Genomic DNA, 20,560 nt, shown 5'->3' with positions numbered 1-20,560 from the left:
ACCCTTCTATTTAAAAAAAACAAGGAAGACACACTCTGTCTTCCTTGTTTTATAGCTAGATATCAAGCTCGAGTACGATTGGACAATGATCACTGCCCATTACATTGCAATGGATATCTGCATCCTTTAAGTTTTCTTGTAATTTCTGTGAGACTAGAAAATAATCAATCCGCCAACCAATATTCCTTTCGCGGACTTTGGCCATATATGACCACCACGTATAGGCACCTTCTTGCTCTGGATAAAAATAACGATAACTATCAATGAAGCCTGATAGTAACAGCTCAGTCATTTTTCCACGCTCTTCATCGGTAAAGCCGGAGTTTCCTCTATTCGATTTCGCATTTCTTAAATCAATGTCTTGGTGTGCAACATTCAAGTCACCACACAAAACAACTGGTTTGTGCCCATTCAAATCGACCAAGTGTTGACGGAATGCCTCCTCCCACTTTAGCCTATATACAAGTCTTGCGAGATCTCTTTGAGAATTAGGAGTATAAACATTCACCAGATAGAATGATTCAAATTCAAGTGTAATGATTCTTCCTTCATCTTGCTTATCTTCTTCCCCGACCCCGTATTTAACCGATAATGGCTTAGTTTTAGAGAAAACCGCTGTACCTGAATAGCCTTTTTTTATCGCATAATTCCAAAATTGATGATAGTCTTCTAGATTTAACTCAATTTGACCTTCTTGGAGTTTTGTTTCCTGCAAACAAAATATATCTGCATCAACCTCGTGAAAATAATCAAGAAATCCTTTTTTTACACATGCTCTTAGTCCATTAACATTCCACGATACAAGTCTCATTATTATTGGTTCTCCTTAACTTAAACTTAAAGGCAGGTTCTCAAAGAACAATTCTTCAGAAAACAAAAACGCCTCTCTCTTCTTTTTGTCAGTAAATGTTCCATAAGCAAGCATTAGTTTCACCATCGCTGCTTCAAGTCCAATATTCTCAAGTTGATTAACTCCGTATTCCATCAACTCTATCGCAGACGAGTATTGATTAACGCGATGTTCCCTTGGTGCGATATACACATCAACATCATGCTTGGAGCAATATTCCACAAAGGCTTTTAACGAATAATGCGGATCTTCCACTTCTCTTGTAGATGCAGTGCCTGAATGATATAAATCATGGACAACTGCACGTGGTTTACGTTTTTCAAAATCATAGTAGCCATAGCCCACTCCAGGATAAGGACGAACATATAAAATATCAGATGTGAATTGTTCTTCGAGCCTTAGATTCGGTCTTTTTTTTCTTATTTCTCCAATAGACGGGTTTTCTCGGTGCTGATGGTATTGAAACTGTCCATTGACCATCTTCCCAAATATCACAGATTTCACACTATCAAACTCATCAGCAAACGGAAGCGAGGAAAGGAGCCTTGAACCTAGATGAACAAGGGTCTCCCCCTTTTTATCCGCAAAAACGACAAAAATGCCTGGAAGAGCCGTATTTACTATAAAGCTTACTGCGTCAGAGAAATTATCAACAGCTTTACTTTTTGGGTGAGCCATCGGAAAATTACTAGCAACAAACACAATCGGTATCGTACTATGCCGATTTAAATAACTAATCGCTGCTGTCGTATAAGGAAGTGTGTCCGTTCCATGGGTAATAATAATTCCAGCATAATCATCGTAATTTACTTTTTGTAAGCTTGCCTGTAAGACATGCCAATCGCTCGGCATTAAATTTTCACTTAATAAAGTAAAAGGTTCAATCGGTTCGAAATCCACTTCTATATTTGCTTTATCTTTATATTTTTCAAGTAATAAAAAGGGAGAGCTGTCATTTACATCAATAGTATGACCTTCTGTTTTGCTTCCAATTGTCCCACCTGTAAAAAGCACTAGAATTTTTTTAATCAACACTCCCACTCCTTCATTCAGAATTTAGTAGCCAATTATTAACTTACAGCTTCTTTTTCTGAAAATTGACTGTAATACAACTCAGCGTAAAAACCTTCTTGTTTCAACAGATCCTCATGTGAGCCTTTTTCAATAATATCCCCTTGGTCCATCACCAATATCAAATCAGCATACTTTATTGTTGAAAGGCGATGGGCAATGACGAAACTTGTTCGATTGCTCATTAATTCATTCATCGCTCTCTGGATATTCATTTCCGTTCTCGTATCAACACTGCTTGTTGCTTCGTCTAAGATTAAGATTTTCGGATTGGACAGAATCGCTCTTGCAATGGTGAGTAACTGTCGTTGTCCTTGAGATATCGTTGCCGCATCTTCACCTAAGACTGTCTCATATCCTTGTGGTAACGTTCGGATAAAATCATCTGCATAGGCTGCTTTTGCTGCTCGAATAACCTCTTCCCTCGAAGACCCTTCTTTCCCATAGGCTATATTATCATAAATCGTTCCACTAAATAACCATGTATCTTGTAGAACCATAGCAAACATACTTCGAACTTCCTCTCGTGATAAGTCCGTAAGCTTTACCCCGCCGACTCGAATATGACCACTATTAAGCTCGTAAAAACGCATCAACAGGTTAATTAACGTTGTTTTACCAGCGCCAGTCGGTCCGACGATAGCTACGGTTTCCCCTTCTTTCACATCGACATTTAGATTTTTAATAATAGGGATGTTCTCCTCATATCCAAAGTTCAAGTGTTCGAAGGAAACATTACCTTTCAGATTCCTAACCTTTATATCTGAAGGTGTTTCTCGTAATTCTTCTTCTTCATCAAGTAATGTAAAGATACGTTCAGCTGAAGCTAATGACGTTTGAATCATATTCGCAATTCCAGCCATCTGTGCCATCGGATGAGAAATTTGTTGTGAATACTGAATAAATGCTTGAACATCTCCTATTCGAATTGAGCCATTTAATACGAGTAGCCCCCCGGCAATGCTTACTAGTACATAAGAGATGTTACTAATAAACGTCATCATCGGCATCATAATTCCCGAAATAAACTGAGCTTTCCAGCTTACCTTGTATAAACGCTCATTCACCTCATCAAAACGTTCAATCGACTTTTCCTCGTAACCAAACGCTTTCACAACTTGATGACCGCTGAACATCTCTTCAATATGCCCATTTATCGTCCCAAGCTCCTCTTGTTGGCTTACAAAATGTTTCTGAGAAAACGAAGCGATATATTTCACAGTCATTAAGCTTAAAGGGATTGTAAAAAGAACAACCAAGGTAAGAAGTGGACTGATGACCAACATCATAATAAAAATCCCTATAACACTTATTATGGACGTAATGATTTGTGTAAGTCCTTGCTGGAAGGAATTATTAATATTATCAATATCATTTACGGCACGGCTTAACAAATCGCCATGTGCATGTTTATCAAAATAATTCAGGGGAAGTCGATTAAGCTTATCATTAACTTCCTTTCTCATTTCAGCAATTGTCCGCTGAGATACACTCGCCATAATATACTGTTGTAGAAAAGCAAATATTGATGAAAGTCCATATAGACCAATCAACATACATAAAATACGCCCTAAAAAATTGAAATCAACACCAACTCCACCCATGAAGCTATCAAATAATGAAGATGTTGCATCCCCTAGTAATTTAGGACTGACTACACTAAATAATGTTGAAAATAGCGAAGCAATTACGACAAAAATAAGTTGTGTCTTCCTCGGTTTTAAATATGAAAGAAGTCTTTTTAACGTCTTCTTAAAATCTTTTGGTTTTTCACCTGGCATCATTGCACCATGAGGACCATTTCCGAATGGACGGTTCCCACCCTTTGGAGGTATTTGGGATTTTTTCATGCGCTATCCTCCTCTGTTTGCTGAGACTCAACAATTTCTTGATAGATGGTATTTTCTTTCAATAGCTGTTTATGTGTACCAATCCCTACTAGTTGTCCTTCATCTAAAACAATGATTTGGTCAGCGTCCATCACTGTATTGACTCGTTGAGCCACGATTAATATTGCTGCATCCTTCATTCTCTTTTTTAGCACTTTTCTTAGCTTTGCCTCTGTTTTATAATCCAATGCTGAGAAACTATCATCAAAAATATAAATGTCAGCTTTCTTAATGAGGGCACGAGCAATTGATAAACGTTGCTTTTGACCACCTGATAAATTCGCTCCTGCTTGTTCAACCTGTGAATAAATACCTTGCTCTTTCTCTTTAACAAACTCAAGTGCCTGTGCATCATTTAGAGCCTCTTCTACCTCTTCATCGGTTGCATTTTCTTTACCGAAGCGAATATTATCAGCAACAGTCCCGCTAAACAATGAAGCCTTTTGAGGTACGTAGCCAATCTTTCTTCGAAGCTGACTTTGTGTTAGCTTACGAATATCGATTCCATCCAGCAATATGGATCCCTTATTCACATCATAAAAACGAGGAATCAGTTGCATAAGTGTTGTTTTTCCAGCCCCTGTGCTTCCAATTATTGCTGTCGTTTGCCCTGCTTTTGCTGAAAACGAGAGATGTTCAATCGCCGGCTTCTCAGCCCCAGCATAGTGAAATGTAACATCTTTAAATTCGATTTGACTAGTTCTTTCCTTTAGTTCCTTTGTATGTATTGGCTCTGTTATTGTGGGAACAGTCAGTAAGACTTCATTTATTCTTTTGGCAGATGCTTGGGCACGTGGCACCATAATAAATGCCATTGAGAGCATAATTAGTGACATTAATATCATCATAGAATACTGTAAAAAAGCCATTAGATTACCAACTTGCATCACACCTTGATCGATTCGCACAGCTCCGAACCAAACAATCGCGATATTCGTAAAGTTCATAATTATTAGCATGAATGGAAAAACATAAGCCATGATTTTATTCACTTGAATTCCAGTATCACGATACGCTTCATTTGCTTTATTAAACCTAGCTTTCTCAAAATCGACTCGATTAAAGGCTCTGACCACTCGTGTTCCAACGAGTGTTTCTCTTAGAAGGAGGTTTAAACGATCTGTGCGTTTTTGAAGCTTACCAAATAGCGGTATCGCTTTGCGTGAAATGAAAAAAATAACTAAACATAAAATGGGTAAAGCAGCTAAAAACACTAGCGAGAGTTTTGCATCTCGAGTAACAGCTAAAATAATCCCTCCGACTAGCATTAACGGTGCTCGCGTCATCATACGTAGCATCATATTGATAACATCTTGAACCTGTTTAATATCATTCGTGGTCCGTGTAATTAAAGAAGCGGGTCCTATTTTTTCATATTCTTGTAAAGAAAAGTTCTCAACCTGAACAAACAGTTTACGTCTGATATCTTTCCCAAACCCTAAAGCCGCTTTTGAAGCAAAATATGTTACGGTTATCGTTAAAAGCACCGCAACCACAGAACAAACAATCATCCAACCTCCAGTTTGCATGATAAACGGAATGTCATTATTAACGATACCTACATCAACCACATCAGCCATTAACGTAGGTAAATACAGTTCTAGTAGTGTTGCCGCTAAGGTTAGAATAAGAACGGCAACAATCGATAGATAATAAGGTTTTAAATATTTAAGGATTGATAACATTAAACGATTCCTCTTCTCTCTTACAATCTAGTTAACTCTCCAAGCCTGAATACACGCTAATTATTTGATACAAACTTATAAATACTTTCTTGTTATTAAGGATTACAACACAAAAGCAGTAAGTATAATCCCTTCTATACTTTATCCGATTTATTAAATAAACTCAAAGTTTTCATTGTATCTTTTTTACATAAAAAATGGACGTTATCATTGCGATAACATCCATCCGTTTATTCAGTTGATTAACTCTTATCTTTGTTCTCCAAGCACTAATGTTCCTGATTCTTCTTTAACTGAGAAGAGAACTGGTCGTTCGTTTGGAGAACGATTGGGTGAATGAATCGTCAGTAATAACTCGTCCTGAAAGCTTCTAAACAACATACCATGTCCACCATTTTCTCCAAATAACGGTGTTTCATCATGATCCCATGGTCCAAGAATGCTACCTGTCGTTGATCGAGAAATTCCAATTGCATACCCATTATCACCGATACTTGACCAGAGCATTAAGAGTACTCCTTGTGAATTCTTATAGAGGTATGGGCCATCCGTCACATAATTTTTATCCCCTCTCGTCCACTTTGCATTAGACGCGCTAAATAATGTGACGGGTTCACCGCTGGCTTTACTTAAACAAGATGAGAGTGGTATGGCGCAAATAGTACCATCCTCAATTTGTAGCCATTCATGGCAAAAAATCATCCAAGGATTGTCCAATTCATCTATGTATAATGTCCCATCAAGACATTCCCAGTCTTTTGGTGTGACTGGATCGTCAGTTAATAGGGTAAAAGGACCGACTGGTTTATCCGCTACCAATACCTGTGTCCCTCGACACCTATCTTCAGATTTAAATGAAGCAAACATATAATAGCGTCCTTGGTAAAAATATACTTCCGGAGCCCAAAAATGACGATCTGCCCAAAAGTTTTTATATGGTCTATATGCCGGATAAGGTCCATCCCAATTCGTTAAATCCTTACTCGTATACACATCAAACCCAGTAGCTGTTCCTTCCCAAACATTGTCATCGGTGGTACCGAATAAATAGTAGGTCTGTTCGCTCGCAACGGGAAGAATAAACGGGTCTCTAATTCGAATCTCATCATTTTTTAACATTGTGCACCTCAATTATTTTTGAATCGGATATGCCATCGTCGACATTAAACCAAGCTCATTTTGAGTGGAATCTAGACGACTATATTGAACAATAATTGGTAAGTCACTTTCAACTTCAATGGCGTAAGGAACGGCATTCGGAATCTTTTCCCCTGCTTTTTCAAGTGAGCTCGTACGAATATGATTTGTTCTTTTTCCAGCAACCACAACAGAAATATTCTCAATCGGATCGCGATCTTCAAAATAAATGGTAATGTTAAGGTGTACTTCTTCTTTATTACAATTAAGTACACAAATAGATTCATGACTAATTAAATCTCCCGAACTAATCGGAGGAATATACCCATCCGGAATATACCAAAGCGTTTCACCTTTTTTAAGATTGTTCATATTAATTACCACCTTTGTTTTATATTAGAGTTTTCTTATTAATCAATTCGGTTGGCGTGTATCCGGTATACTTTTTAAAAGTAGTGGTAAAGTAAGCAGGATTCACATAGCCTACCTTTTCGGATACCTCATAAATTAAATGGTTTCCACCTTGAATCATTTTCTTCGCTTTTTCCATTCGTACTCTCGTAATGTAGTTTTTAAATGGCTCACCAACAATTTTCTTGAAAATTTGTCCCAAGTAATTCCTCGATATAAATAATTCATCAGCAATTTCCTGGAGAGTAATATTATCACTCAAATGGGTTTGGACATAATCAATCATTTGCTCGACTAGTTGTCTATGCTTCATATTTTCATCCCATTGTTGATGATGACATACATGATTGGCACTTTCTTTAAAGTATTGAGCAATTTCCTCCCATGATTCTTTCTGTGTCAAATCGCGATACAAATCGAAATTATCTGAGAACATATCATGAATACGGATGCCAATATCATAAAGTGAATAAGTCATGATGGTCCACATTTCAATTCCTATTTGAATGGCCACAGCTTTGTTATATGGCTGTTTTGCAGCCTTTTCAAAGAATTGGTCAATTACTTCACATGCCGCTTTCTCATCTGCATACCGAATTGATTCAGCCAGCTTCTGATTGGCTTCCATCGACTCTGACCATAGGGTACGTTGCTCGGAATTGACTAAACTCAACTCCGGCACTTGCTCAATGGTTAATGGTTGTTCCGCTTTGTTAAATGAACTCTTCGACAAAGAATACATTGCTTCCTTCATAGATTCGTCTAATTCACTCCAGTTGGTTTTAATTCCACCAATACTTAGCGATGTAGTAACATTTAAATACGTGTTCATACTAGTTTCAATCAAGGATATGAGCTTATCAAGCTTATCCGTAACTCCATCGGCATCTGCATCAAAATGAATACATAAAACCGCTTGATAGCTATGAAGCTCAATAAAATGAAAATCATCAAAGTAAGGAGATGTTGTTTCTTTGATAATATTACTGGCTGCAAATCGAAATAAATACCAATTGGTTTGATATAGAGTGGATTGTTCCAAGCTCTCATCATAGGTAATGGAGACAACAACATGATGTTTATTTTTCCAATTATCAGTGATAAGTTCGATCGTTTTTGGTAAATTAAATAGATTAGCCGTACCTGTAACAAGTGACTTCAACCATTCTTTTTCAGCTACTGGCTCATAAAGCTTCACCTTTTCACGAAGCTCAACGTATTCCAACTTTTCCATATTTTCTTGTTCGAGTCGATTGATTAAGCTTTGAAGGACGTCTTTAATTGTTTGGGGTGATGCTGGTTTTGATAAATAATCATCAATACCAAGTCTCATTGCCTGGCGTGCATGCTCAAATTCACTGTAGCCACTCAAAATAATAACCTTGCCATCAAATTCTCTTTCCCTTAACTCTTGAATCATCTCAATTCCATTCATGACAGGCATATATATATCAGTAATAACAATATCAGGATTTGTCTCTTCGATAATTTCAATACCTTCTTCGCCATTTTTTGCTTCTCCAACCCATTCACAATTGAACTCATCCCAAGGGATAATATTTTTCATTCCACGTAGAACTTTTTCATCATCATCAATAATGACAACTCTCCACATTACATTCACTCCTTTTAAAACAAATTTTCCCTTGATTTCTATACTCTATTTTATTTGAAGTTGAAAAATTATTAGGTAGGGTAGTATTCTTCTAGCTTATAGTCCTTGTATTTAATATTCTCTTTATCGCGAATTTTGGGAATACATATAGTTGCTATCGCTCCACCAGACTTTCGGTTTTCAATCGAGACGCTAGCATCATTGCTAAAATAAAGATCCAATCGCTCTTGAACATTGACAGTACCGTAACCACCAGTGTCCATTTTTTCTTTTATTACGTTTTTGTCACTTTTCAGACCGCTTCCGTTGTCGATAACCTTAAATTCTATTGTATCGTCTAATTCTAACACTTCGATTATGATATTCCCTTCTCTTTGGTCATGAAAGCCATGAATAATTGAATTTTCAACAAAAGGTTGTAACGTTAATTTGGGAATAAAATAATCGCTTACACTTTCTGGTGCATTAATCTTATAGGAAAGTCTCTCTCCCATTTGGATTTTTTGAATTTTTAAATAGTATTCTAAATATCTTAACTCATCATAAATTGAAATAATGTTCTCACCTTTTGAAAGGCCAATTCGCAACATGTTTCCAAGTAATTCAAGCATACGACTCATATCCTCATCACCACGCTCTAGGGCACTCCAATTTAATTGGTCAAGAGTGTTATATAAAAAATGAGGGTTAATATTTGCTTGTAATGCTTTTAATTCAGCTTCTCTATGCCTACGATGTTGTTCGATTAAAGACTGATACAGCATATTGCTTCGGTTAATTAACTCACGGTATCCATTGTATAACTGTCCGAATTCGTTACGGTAATCCGTAGGAAGTTCCGTTGAGATATCTTGTTGCGGGAAGCGCTTTAAAACTCGGGTTAAATCAAGAATCGGGTCCGTAAACTTTTTCGTTAAATATAGAGTCCCTAAAAACGCAGTGAGGATGCAACCTATCCCTATTAAAGCTAAAACTCCTGTTAATACCTTACTCCCTGCCGTTAGTTCTTCATATGGAGTTATCTCCATAATCGTCCAGTTTGTTGAAGGAATGAGTGTGGTGACAACAATATGTTCTGCCTTTTGCTCAACTTGATGCATCCGACTTCGTTGTTCTTGAATATTTAAGGCGCTCTCCTCAACAAACGCTAGAAAATCATCTTCTAATGGAACTGAATTTGAATTTGCGATAACAGTTCCTGTACTATCTAATAGAAGCAAATTTGATTCATAGTTTGTACGAATTAACCAATCTTCTAGTAAAGTTGAATCGATATTAAGAATGAGGATAGCTTCTAATTCTCCACGAACGGAATAAACATTTCTAGACAGACTAGCAACATCAATGTCGGCAATTCCTTGTGAAGGAATGATTCGCTTTCCAATCCAAGCATGTGTTCTATTTTTAATTTGCTCATTCCACTCTTTATCCTCTATCACTTCAAGAGGATAATATTGAATGGGCTGATTTAACACATTATTAGGTGGGCGCTCCATGTAAACCTCAATCGAGTGTAGTCCTGGAACACTATATATATAATTTGAAAAGTCTTGAGATAGCGCTGAGAAGTACGTCCTCCTAGTATAAGGATCATCGGTTACTCGCAGAGCATCTTGAAACACTTTCTGTCTTGACAAAACAATAGAAATATCATCAAAATAATCTAAATTTCGATTTAAATCTTCCGTCAAGAGCGCAAGATTTTCTTTTTGGAATTCTGTTGTTGTCGATATCATTTGGTCCACAGAATAGCGGTAGGTTACCATTATAATAATCGTCAAGAATATTATAAAAAAAAGAAAAAAGCTACCAAAAAAGATATGACGTATTCGATATCGTTTAAATAAGCCCAATGTTTAGACCAACCTTTCATCACCATAACTTGCACGAAAAACGATTGACGATTTATAGTTTCTCATTAGCTATTATACCATAATGATACATGCTAAATACGAACACATCCTATTCGGTTTTTACAGTTTGCTTCTCAATTTTATCAAAAATTCTCAAACAAAAATGCATGATAATGATAATAGGGATGCTTACCAGGTAAAAAATGATAAACCCTGGAAATGTACCGTATATGACAGCAAGGACAGCTAAGATAACAACAAAAACAATAAAATAATGCAAATTAGCTAAACCTATTAAAAAGGAATGGCGAAAAGTTTCCCTAATGGTTAGACGGTAATGTGAGAAAACTGGAAAAGAAAACATGACAATAACCCCAAAAACAAAGGCTACACCAATTAGTAAAATCCTGATAAAGAATGCATTATTCATTTCATTGATAATTCCGCTACTTAAAAATAATAAAATTCCACCCGACAAAATAATAATCCCTAACGCATTCGCGCGGATAAAGTCCTTTTTATAAATGGAAAGAAATGTACGAAAAAGAGGCACATCACTGTCTGGTGAGATGAGAATTTTACGGATGACACCAAATGCCGCTGTCGTTGCAGGAGCCCACCCAAATATACCTAAACCAATCACCGTAAATAAAATCCAAAGAAAATTAACAAGCGCTAAATGCATAAACCATTCTGCAATTTTAAAGGTTCCATCCGTTAGTTTACGAAACAATAAAATCTACCCCCTTTTCCTATATTTCTGCAATAAATGAAAGGTGAGTCACCCGAAATCGAGTGACCCCCTGTCATTTAAGCATTCGTTTGTTTCCCTTGTCTTAACACATGAGAGAAAAATGCGAGGGCAAGACCTTGTCCCCATCCTTCAATACGCTTTTTGGACGTCGTACGATAGCCTTCTGCACTATTCATAACAGCCGTACCAGTTGAAACATCAAGAACTGTCCCTCTCTCATCAACCTTTTTCAATAAACCATCCAAAGCTTTTTGTGCAGCCTTGAATGTTTTAGGTGTATTCGCGCCTCTTAAAACTAACGCAGCAGCAATTCCAGCAGATCCAGATGTTTCTTCATACGATTCTGGCTCTGTCAAAATAGTATGCCATAATCCATTTTCGGATTGAAGTTGTATTAATGCACTCAATTGGTCGCGAATTGAACCATTAATCTCCATAAATGAAGGTTCTTTTACATCAATTTTTCCGAGTACAGCCGCCATGGTATAAGCTGCCCAAGCGTTTCCTCGCGCCCAAAATATACTTGACATGTTATTACCCTGAAGATTATCCCAGCCATGATAGTACAAATTAGTTTTCTGATCTTGTAAATACTTTTCATGACCATGGAATTGTCTTAATCCATCATTCGTGTATTCAGGATTATCTAATGATTCCCCCATCCGAATGAGAAAATAACCCGCCATAAAGAGTGTATCTATCCAAGCCTGTTCAGGAAAAACAGAAACCCCTCCTCCAACTGTATGTTGGAGGACACCTTCTGCAAAACGAGGTGCATCATGAATTAAATAGTCGGCCTTTTTTATAGCTAGGTCAAGGTACTTCTCTTCACCTGTTTCCTCGTATAACGTTAATAACGTATGACCCATGGATACGATATTAACAGACATTGGTGGTAGTCCATACTCAATATATTCATCAACCCATTCTTTCAATTGCAGTAAATACTTCTCGTTTTTGGTAGCTTTATAAGCTGTACATACTCCATAAAAAGCTACCCCTGCTGGCCAGTCCCACGTATGGTCCATTTCAAACGTTCGCTCAACAATTCTGTCAATGACTTGTATTAGCTCTTTTTCATCATAAACTAGAGACTTCAACATTCATTCCTCCTCTTGTTGATATTATTTGAGACCTGTTGTTGCAATACCTTCTACCAGATACTTCTGGAAAAAAGCAAACAAGAGAAATTGAGGTAAAAGCGACAAAGATGACATCGCCAGTAATGGTCCCCAACTTGTGTTTCCATCTGCATCCATAAAATTTCGTAAACCTAATGTTACTGTTTGCAAATTGATATTGTTTAGATAGATTAATTGTGAAAGAAAATCGTCCCATGACCACATAAAAGCAAAGATTGCTACTGTTACTAATGCTGGTTTTAATAGAGGGAGAATAATTCTTGTGAAAACACTAAAGGTCGAGCATCCATCGATAATAGCTGCTTCATCAAGTTCTCTTGGTATCCCTCTAATAAACTGAATAAGCAAGAAAATAAAGAATGGCGTTCCTCCTAAAAATGCAGGAACAATTAATGGAAGAAACGTATTGACCCAGCCCAGATTATGGAACAAAATATATTGCGGAATAAGAGTAATTTGTACTGGAAGCATTATCGTTGCCATTAGACAGCCAAATAGTATTCCTTTAAATTTAAAATTCAAGCGCGCAAAGCCATAAGCTACAATACTCGAAGATACAATTGTTCCGATTACCACGAGAGAAGTGACAATCAAGGAATTTTTGAAAAAGATGTCAAATCCAGTGCGACCGAAGCCTTGCCACCCGACTGGATAGTTTGACCATACAAATTCACTTGGAATTAATGATAACGTTTTACTAAATATCTCGGTGGCAGGCTTTAATGAACCAGAGAACATCCAAAGAATCGGATATATCATCACAAAACCAAAAGCAATAACAAACAGATAGTAAATTAAATCTGAAATTCTACTACGTTTCTTTTTCATGTTATTTTCCTCCTTCAGATTCGTAGTGAACCCAATACTTAGAAGTTTTAAAGAGAATTAATGTAATTATACCTATTAAAATGAGAATCAACCAAGCCATTGCTGAGGCATAACCCATACGTAAGTATTCAAATGCAACTTCATATAAATAAACTGCATAGAATAGCGTAGCATCAAGTGGCCCCCCGCCAGTAATTAAGTAAGCTTGGGTAAAGGTCATGAAACCACCAATTGTTTGCATAATTAAATTAAAGAAAATAACTGGTGTTAACATTGGAAGTGTAATTTGCAGGAATTGCGTAAATTTATTTGCTCCATCTACGCTAGCTGCTTCGTATAACTCGCCAGGTATTTGTCGTAACCCAGCTAAAAAGATAATCATTGGTGAACCAAATTGCCAGATAATCAATAATACTAAGACAGATAGGGCGGTATCTGGATTCCCAATCCAATTCATTGTTGGTAAACCAATCGATTCCATAAGACCATTGATAGCACCAGTGCGTCCGAACATTTGTCTCCAAACAACCGCAATAGCAACACTACCTCCAATAATCGATGGGATGTAGTAAACCGTTGTAAACAATCCCGTCCCTTTTCTTCCCGTATTAAATAGCATTGCTAAAAATAACGCAAACGCCAGTTTTAAAGGTGTTGAAATAAAGACGAATATTAAAGTGACTTTCATTGACTGCATAAAGCGTGGGTCACTCGTTAAGATTTTAGTATAGTTATCAAACCCTACCCAACCTGCAGTGGAAAGCATGTCATAATTGGTAAACGATAAGTACAATGAAGCGATCATTGGACCAATGATTAAAGCTAGGAAACCTACTAGCCATGGTGATATAATTGCGTACGCCGTTAAGTTTTCTTTAAATGCCTTTTTACGACGTTGTTTTTTTGCTGCCACGTCACTAACTTCTGTTTTTGTTAATTCTTTATCCATCACTTCTAACCTCCTTTATATCTAGTATAGAAGTTTATACTCTTCATCTATACTGTAAGTGCTTACAACAATTATAAGACGTGTGTCATAATTGTTGTAGAGTATAAAAGTTAAATATCTTTTTAAAAACAACGAAATTACACAATTGTTATATAAATTAAGAATAAACGGTGTTTAATAGTCCAAAAGCCACACATAACAATAGGAGTACAACAAAACCCCCTTCACACGAAGGGGGTTTATCGCTATTTCAATTATAAATTATTGTAAAACTGCTTCTGCTTCTCCACGGAATTGTTCTGCGGCATCTTCAGGAGAAATTCTATCGTACTTAAGTAACTCAATCATACGTAAGAATGCACCACGAACTTCAGATTCACCAGCTGGTGGTAGTGGATTTGCAGGGCTTGTGTAGTCTTCAACCAACTCTAAATAGTCGAACGTTGCTTTTACAGGACCCTCAACCATCCCAGCTAAGTGCTCACGAACTTCAGATGAGATTGGCACACCACGGTCAGCACGTAAAATTTCATTTGCTTCTAAACTATTAGTGAAGAAGTCAATGAACTTCGCTGCAGCTTCTTGTTGTTCAGAATGAGATGAGATTGAGAAAGACATACTTGGACGTATCCAGTTCCCCTTCTCTCCACCTTCTAATGTAGGAAGAAGTCTCAAACCTAAAGTATCTTCTGTTTGTTGAGCAGCACCAATGATTTGATTACTTGCAGCTGTCTGAATAGCTGCTGAACCTTCACCTACCATTGATTGACCACCCTCAACATACTCCATTGAAATGTCATGTGAAGGAGCCGCTCCACTATTCACCATATCTTGAACAAAAGTTAAATACTCAACTAAAGTTTCATCACTATAATTAAAGCCAGTACCATCTTCATTAAACAAAGACTCACCTTTTTGACGAGCATATACTGTAAACAATTCTAATTCAGCATTCGCAAAGTCATAGCCGAAAAATTCGCCTGAAGCAGACTCACTAATTCCAAGCATTGCTTCTTTTACATCGTCATAAGTGTAACCAGGCTCAAATGTGACGCCATGTTCTTCAATTAATGTCTCATTCACAATCGCAGCTAGTGCATTAGCACCTAATGAAACCGCAAGCACTTCATCGTTAATGGTATTAATTTCTTGATAAACATCTTCAACATTTTCTAAGTTAATCGTTCCATCTTCAATAAAAGGTGTTAAATCAATTAGTAAATCACGAGAATTATACTCATTCATTTTTGAATTATCCATGTTGACAATATCCGGAAGATTGTTACCCGCCGCTTGCGTGTTTAATCTTTCCCAATAACCATCCCAACCTGTGAATTCAGGCTCAACTTTGATGTTTGGATATTCAGCTTCGAAAAGCTCGATAGCTTCAAGAGTCATGTCATGACGCTCTTGGCCTCCCCACCATGCGACACGAATTGTCACTTCACCTTCTGCTGCTGGCGCTTCATCGTCGCCATTATCAGCAGGAGTATCTGTATCTTCATTTCCTCCGCTACAAGCAGCGATAACAAAAATAGATGCTAACATTAGCAACATAAGTTTAAATTTCATTTTCATACATTTTTCCCCCTAAATATATTTGTAAGTGCTTACAACCTAATTATAGGGGTTATGTTAACCAGTTTATAGATGTTAAATGTTAAAAAAATATAAAAAAACACGAAAATCTCTTATAAATGCATTGATTTAGTGAGCATCTGTGAGAATGATTTTCAAGTATTTTTTAATCTACTCATGTATTAAACCTCGTCCCTCTGATTCTATCTAAAATAAAAACCCTTCTAGTAGAATGTAAGACCACTCTTAATGAGATGATTTTACACTTTCTACTTGAAGGGGAACTATTATTATTCCAACTAATACCTATTTAATATATACAGTTTCCGTTTCTTTCATCATTTCCTCAACTTTTAATGGCTTATTCTCTTTGCTTGAACGCCAAACACCTTCACCGACAGCAATGGAGTAAGCTCCCGCCTCTGCCCCCGCCAAAATTTCGTAAGGACGATTCGGGTCAACTCCCATAAAAATGTCTTCTTGTAATAGTGGATCTCCCCCACCATGTGTTCCTTCACCTTGGACAACATGAATGCTCTCCTTCGCACCGAATAAAGGAAAATAATCAATTGTTTGTTCTGGGACAGGGAAAGGAACTCGACTTAATTCATGAAACTCCTGTGTTTCAATTCTTCCTTTTGTACCATTAATCGCAAGTCGGTACCCCTCAAATGGGACAGAAAAGTTTATGGAGTAGCTTAAAAAAGCACCCTTATCATATTTTACTGAAGCGACATACGTATCCTCAATCTCTATCTCGTTATCAAAAATACAGGCATCTGGACGATAGTTTGTGTAGCTTTGCTCAGATTTTTCAATTCCTTCAGAGAGAACATGATCGTCTTTGACAGCTCCCGCTTGGCTACGGCTATTCCATCTCATGTAATACCCACACTCTGGCTTTTCATTACAGGTTCCACAATAACGATTGTCAGTTGGACTTGGGTTAAGCTCTCCGTCTTTTCCAAAGTAATTTAACGCCCCATAAGCGAATACCTCTTCTGGTTTTTGATCGATCCACCAGTTAACTAAATCAAAATGGTGAGTCGATTTATGAATAGAGAGTCCTCCAGAGAATTCTCTCTTACGGTTCCAACGTTTGAAATAACTAGCTCCATGATACGTATCAATATACCAATTCAAATCTACTGATGTTACACGTCCAATTTTGCCTTCTAAAATCATTTCTTTTATTTTACGATGAAAGGCATTATAACGGTAGTTAAAAGCGACAATGACCTTTCCCTTACTTTTCTTTTCTGCTTCCATGACCTTTTTAGCATCTTTCACTGTTGTAACCATTGGTTTTTCAGTAATAACTGTAAGATTGTGCTCCAAGCCTTTTAAAATATAGTCGATATGTGTATCATCACGACTTGTGACAATGACTGACGTTGGATTTGTTTCTTCAATCATCTGATCAAACTGGTTTGTTTTATAAGCAGGAAGATTAACCAATTCCGGAAACCTTTCTTTACAAATCTCAATCCGACGTTCATCAGTATCTAGCAAACCAACAATTTCATTCTGTTCTGAAAACTTATTGATAACAGGATTAATAAACATTCCCAATGCTCGATTACTCACACCACAAACCACAATTTTATTCATCCATTTCTCCTCCTGATACTTTATCTTTAACAACGTTGTTATTATATTTTAGTAATCTACTACTTCATTTGTCAATACTAACTTCTTCTCTTTGTTGTTCTTAGAAATAGAAAATTAATAATTGAAAGAGGGGTAGAAGCTTGAACTATCCCTCATTTAAAGCATTGATTTATTTAAATAAATTCATTCATCCGAAACCATGATTCACAATTAGCTGTCCAAGAACTAACATGTGCATCTTCTGCTGCCATCCCTAAGCCATGCCGTCCTTTAGAGTAGACATGCAAATCAAATAATACGTCGTGTTTCCGTAATGCTTTAGCAAACTCCAAACTATTTTCAACTGGGACAGATGCATCATCGGAAGTATGCCATAAAAACGTTGGAGGCGTCTCTGCTGTCACCTGATATTCGCTACTAAGCTTTTTAATCATTAATTGTTCAGGTTGTTCACCTAGCAGATTTGTGCGTGAACCTTCATGCATAAAAGGTTCTTCCATTGTTATTACAGGATAGCAAAGTAACAATAGATTAGGCCGACTGGACATAGTCTCAATCGGATCTTCTTCCAATGAATTTCCATAATCAAATGACGTACCTGCAGTTGATGCAAGATGACCTCCTGCAGAGAAACCAAGCACAGCTAATTTTTCTGGGTTAATTTGGTATTTGCTCGCATTATAGCGAATTGTCCGAATTGCTCGCTTGACATCAAGTGTAGCGCAAGGATATTGGTATGGAGCGACTCGATACCTTAGGACAAATGCGGAAATGCCAATTGAATTTAACCATTTAGCTATCGGTTCTCCTTCGTGGTTTGCTCTTCTACTATATCCTCCTCCCGGACAGATGAGAACGATAGGATGATTCTCTCCTTTTAGTAAATATGGGATAATCGCGGGCTTATCCTCTTCCGTTGTCCCTTTTGAAAAAGGAGCTTCTGTTGGCCAAAGTAGTATTTCCATTTAACTCAACCTTTCACATAGATTTATTGCATATCTGGAATGAACGCTGTGACAATTAATAGCTTTTGAAACTTCTCTTTTTACTTTTGCATCCACCCTTATTAAAAGATATTTATGACTATATACAACAAGAATGCTATTTGACCTGCAAGAATTTTTAGTAATTAGAAACCTATTCTCGTTTAGTTCTGCATTCTTAACCTTTCGACTTATTTATTAATTAAGAATAGCTTCAGCCTCTTCACGGAATTGCTTGGCTGCATCTTCTGGTGAAATTCTATCATATTTAATTAATTCGACTAGTCTAAGGAATGAACTTCTAACTTCAGACTCTAGCGTATCAGTTGGACTTGTATAATCTTCTACCAACTCAAGGTAGTCAAATGTAGCTTTACAGGACCCTCAACAATTGATGCGAGGTGCTCACGTACTTCTAAAAAAATTGGAACACCACGATCTGCCCTTAACATTTCATTTGCTTCTATACTATTAGTGAAGAAATCAATAAATAATGCGGCAGCCTCTTGTTGCTCTGAATGTTTGAGAATGACATACTTAAACACGAAACTTTGTTACCTAACAAAAGGGGACGCTGACAAATGAATATAATTTGGGATAGTTTGACTCTTTTATTAAAAACAGATAAGCTTTAGAATGGTACTTATTCTAAAGGAGATGAATGATTTGACGAAAAATAAATTTTTCAGGTCTGGGATTGTTTATTTTGTAGCCTTACTTATTTGGATTATTTTTATGGTCGTAGCTAGTGCATTCACATTAATTGATTTTGTCATTTGTGGCGTTCTACTCTACCTAGGAATTAAAAATTATTCTCAGTATAAAAAGTCAGATCATACAAGATAATTTGAAGTATTAGGACTGTCCAAACATTTAAAAATTCTTCGAGAATTATAGATGCAAAGGAATTTTGGGACAGTCTCTTCATTACACACGTAAAAGATTATTTAACCTAATATTAGGAAGCTCTTGAATTCCTTCAACAATTAATTTAGCAATCTCAAATGCTCCGTATTCACTAAAATGTGTATTGTCTTTTGTACCTTCAGGAAGATTTTTATACTCATTCGGTTCTAACCACATAAAGACCTTCTTCGTTTCTTCCAGTCCTAATTCTTCAAAAAGATTCTTGCTTTTTTCAGCTAAATCAATCAAAGGGGTATTGCTATATTGTGCAACCTGTTTCATCGCTTCAGGATAATCTCCATGAGTATTAACAATGTTTTCATCATTATTAAATACTCGCCTATGCATTGGAGTAATTAATACTGGTTTTGCGCCTCGTTCTCTTGCTCCTTCTATATACTCCATCAAATATTGTTGATACGTTGTAAATGGTTTCGTCCCTCCCTCATTCTCTTTTTCATCATTATGAGCAAACTGAATAAATAAATAATCATTTGGCTTTATAGTTTTCCAAATTTGCTCTAAACGTCCTTCTTCAATAAAGCTCTTGGAGCTTCTGCCAGAACGCCCGTGATTAGACACTAGTATGTCAGCCGTTAGAAATGATGGTAAAACTTGTCCCCACCCTGTAAACGGATACTGACTTGACGCTTGATCCACGACTGTAGAATCTCCAGCCAGATATATAGTTGGTAACTCATCTACTTGTTTTACTTCAATTTGGAGAATGACTGAATTTTCTCCCAAAAAGGCTAAATAAAGTCGACCAGAAGTAATACTCACGGCGAAGCTCTGACAGACTTTATCCCCTGCTTGTGTTCTTACTTGCTTGAGCATTCTTTGACCTGCTCCAGACACTACGGTTGTAGTTGCTACTTTATCGTTACACCCAAACGTAATCCTAACCTGATAATGCCCATTAGGTAAATCAACTACAAATGTCGGTTCAGATAAGCGACTGTAATTGCCAGGATAAGAATCTTTTTTATCTTCATCTTCTGATGGAGCTGTCTCAAATAGAAAGCCATACCCTATTTCGCTCGAATAACGACTATCAACCTTTATTACAACGTTGTTATTTCCGTATAAAAAGCTAAAATCACTTAATAACATCGATAATCCTCCCTTTCGTAAACAAGTTTAATAGCATGGTAAGCCGTATCTATCATACCAAAAGAAAGTTACTTCTGTTACTAAAATGATTATGTTGGTTTCGACTTTTCCCAAAAAATTAATTCACTCCTATATCGCTACCCTAATTTCCCTAAAATTCTACAAAAATCTCCACAAACTGACAA

19 protein-coding genes are annotated in these 20,560 nt (G+C 36.8%); 1 reads left to right on the top strand and 18 read right to left on the bottom strand.

Translation table 11 applies throughout. The features are described from left to right. Positions 1 to 55: 55 nt before the first annotated feature. From CEF19_RS18080 to CEF19_RS18005, 17 genes are all read right to left on the bottom strand, one after another. On the bottom strand, positions 56 to 811 hold the full coding sequence (locus CEF19_RS18080; protein WP_100407356.1) for an exodeoxyribonuclease III: 756 nt from the start codon (positions 809 to 811) through the stop codon (positions 56 to 58). Positions 812 to 826: 15 nt separating this feature from the next. Continuing rightward, a complete protein-coding gene (locus CEF19_RS18075; protein WP_157800999.1) occupies positions 827 to 1,882 on the bottom strand; it encodes an asparaginase in 1,056 nt (351 codons plus the stop codon). 38 nt (positions 1,883 to 1,920) lie between these two features. After that, positions 1,921 to 3,771 carry an ABC transporter ATP-binding protein gene (locus CEF19_RS18070; protein WP_100407354.1) on the bottom strand — a complete coding sequence of 617 codons (1,851 nt, stop codon included), beginning with the start codon at positions 3,769 to 3,771 and terminating at the stop codon, positions 1,921 to 1,923. After that, a complete protein-coding gene (locus CEF19_RS18065; protein ID WP_100407353.1) occupies positions 3,768 to 5,495 on the bottom strand; it encodes an ABC transporter ATP-binding protein in 1,728 nt (575 codons plus the stop codon). Before CEF19_RS18065 ends, CEF19_RS18070 begins: the two co-directional genes overlap by 4 nt. A gap of 249 nt (positions 5,496 to 5,744) precedes the next feature. Next, positions 5,745 to 6,614: a glycoside hydrolase family 43 protein gene (locus tag CEF19_RS18060; protein ID WP_100407352.1), complete on the bottom strand. Its 870-nt coding sequence runs from the start codon at positions 6,612 to 6,614 to the stop codon at positions 5,745 to 5,747. A 12-nt stretch (positions 6,615 to 6,626) separates the two neighbouring features. Beyond that, positions 6,627 to 7,004: a sensory rhodopsin transducer gene (locus CEF19_RS18055; RefSeq protein WP_100407351.1), complete on the bottom strand. Its 378-nt coding sequence runs from the start codon at positions 7,002 to 7,004 to the stop codon at positions 6,627 to 6,629. Positions 7,005 to 7,023: 19 nt separating this feature from the next. After that, a complete protein-coding gene (locus CEF19_RS18050) occupies positions 7,024 to 8,658 on the bottom strand; it encodes a response regulator transcription factor (protein WP_100407350.1) in 1,635 nt (544 codons plus the stop codon). 71 nt (positions 8,659 to 8,729) lie between these two features. Then, positions 8,730 to 10,511, bottom strand: a complete 1,782-nt coding sequence (locus CEF19_RS18045) for a sensor histidine kinase (RefSeq protein WP_100407349.1) — start codon at positions 10,509 to 10,511, stop codon at positions 8,730 to 8,732. A 109-nt stretch (positions 10,512 to 10,620) separates the two neighbouring features. Then, positions 10,621 to 11,244, bottom strand: a complete 624-nt coding sequence (locus CEF19_RS18040) for a YesL family protein (RefSeq protein ID WP_100407348.1) — start codon at positions 11,242 to 11,244, stop codon at positions 10,621 to 10,623. A gap of 77 nt (positions 11,245 to 11,321) precedes the next feature. Beyond that, positions 11,322 to 12,365 carry a glycoside hydrolase family 88/105 protein gene (locus CEF19_RS18035; RefSeq protein WP_100408368.1) on the bottom strand — a complete coding sequence of 348 codons (1,044 nt, stop codon included), beginning with the start codon at positions 12,363 to 12,365 and terminating at the stop codon, positions 11,322 to 11,324. Positions 12,366 to 12,389: 24 nt separating this feature from the next. Further along, positions 12,390 to 13,235 carry a carbohydrate ABC transporter permease gene (locus CEF19_RS18030; RefSeq protein WP_100407347.1) on the bottom strand — a complete coding sequence of 282 codons (846 nt, stop codon included), beginning with the start codon at positions 13,233 to 13,235 and terminating at the stop codon, positions 12,390 to 12,392. Position 13,236: 1 nt separating this feature from the next. Then, positions 13,237 to 14,184, bottom strand: a complete 948-nt coding sequence (locus CEF19_RS18025; protein ID WP_198510315.1) for a carbohydrate ABC transporter permease — start codon at positions 14,182 to 14,184, stop codon at positions 13,237 to 13,239. 261 nt (positions 14,185 to 14,445) lie between these two features. Continuing rightward, a complete protein-coding gene (locus tag CEF19_RS18020) occupies positions 14,446 to 15,762 on the bottom strand; it encodes an ABC transporter substrate-binding protein (protein WP_100407346.1) in 1,317 nt (438 codons plus the stop codon). Positions 15,763 to 16,068: 306 nt separating this feature from the next. Continuing rightward, on the bottom strand, positions 16,069 to 17,373 hold the full coding sequence (locus tag CEF19_RS18015) for a Gfo/Idh/MocA family protein (RefSeq protein ID WP_100407345.1): 1,305 nt from the start codon (positions 17,371 to 17,373) through the stop codon (positions 16,069 to 16,071). Between the two features lie 173 nt (positions 17,374 to 17,546). Continuing rightward, positions 17,547 to 18,338, bottom strand: a complete 792-nt coding sequence (locus CEF19_RS18010; protein ID WP_100407344.1) for an alpha/beta hydrolase — start codon at positions 18,336 to 18,338, stop codon at positions 17,547 to 17,549. A 216-nt stretch (positions 18,339 to 18,554) separates the two neighbouring features. Continuing rightward, the gene (locus tag CEF19_RS23275) at positions 18,555 to 18,707 is read right to left on the bottom strand and encodes a hypothetical protein (protein WP_157800998.1); all 153 of its coding nucleotides are present in this window, start codon (positions 18,705 to 18,707) and stop codon (positions 18,555 to 18,557) included. Further along, positions 18,701 to 18,901, bottom strand: coding sequence for a hypothetical protein (locus CEF19_RS18005; RefSeq protein ID WP_100407343.1), 201 nt, complete (start codon positions 18,899 to 18,901; stop codon positions 18,701 to 18,703). The genes CEF19_RS23275 and CEF19_RS18005 overlap by 7 nt, the downstream gene beginning before the upstream one ends. A gap of 121 nt (positions 18,902 to 19,022) precedes the next feature. Between CEF19_RS18005 and CEF19_RS18000 the strand changes: the two genes are divergently transcribed. Beyond that, positions 19,023 to 19,202, top strand: a complete 180-nt coding sequence (locus CEF19_RS18000; RefSeq protein ID WP_100407342.1) for a hypothetical protein — start codon at positions 19,023 to 19,025, stop codon at positions 19,200 to 19,202. Between the two features lie 81 nt (positions 19,203 to 19,283). Here the strand turns inward: CEF19_RS18000 and CEF19_RS17995 are convergent, their stop codons facing one another. Further along, entirely contained in the window at positions 19,284 to 20,375 is a 1,092-nt protein-coding gene (locus CEF19_RS17995; RefSeq protein WP_100407341.1) for a rhamnogalacturonan acetylesterase, read from the bottom strand. Positions 20,376 to 20,560 lie beyond the last annotated feature (185 nt).

Origin of the sequence: Bacillus solitudinis, from assembly GCF_002797395.1 — a bacterium.
In the GTDB taxonomy this organism is placed as follows: Bacteria; Bacillota; Bacilli; order Bacillales; family Bacillaceae_D; genus Halalkalibacter_A; species Halalkalibacter_A solitudinis.
This window is presented reverse-complemented; position numbering and strand designations above follow the sequence as displayed.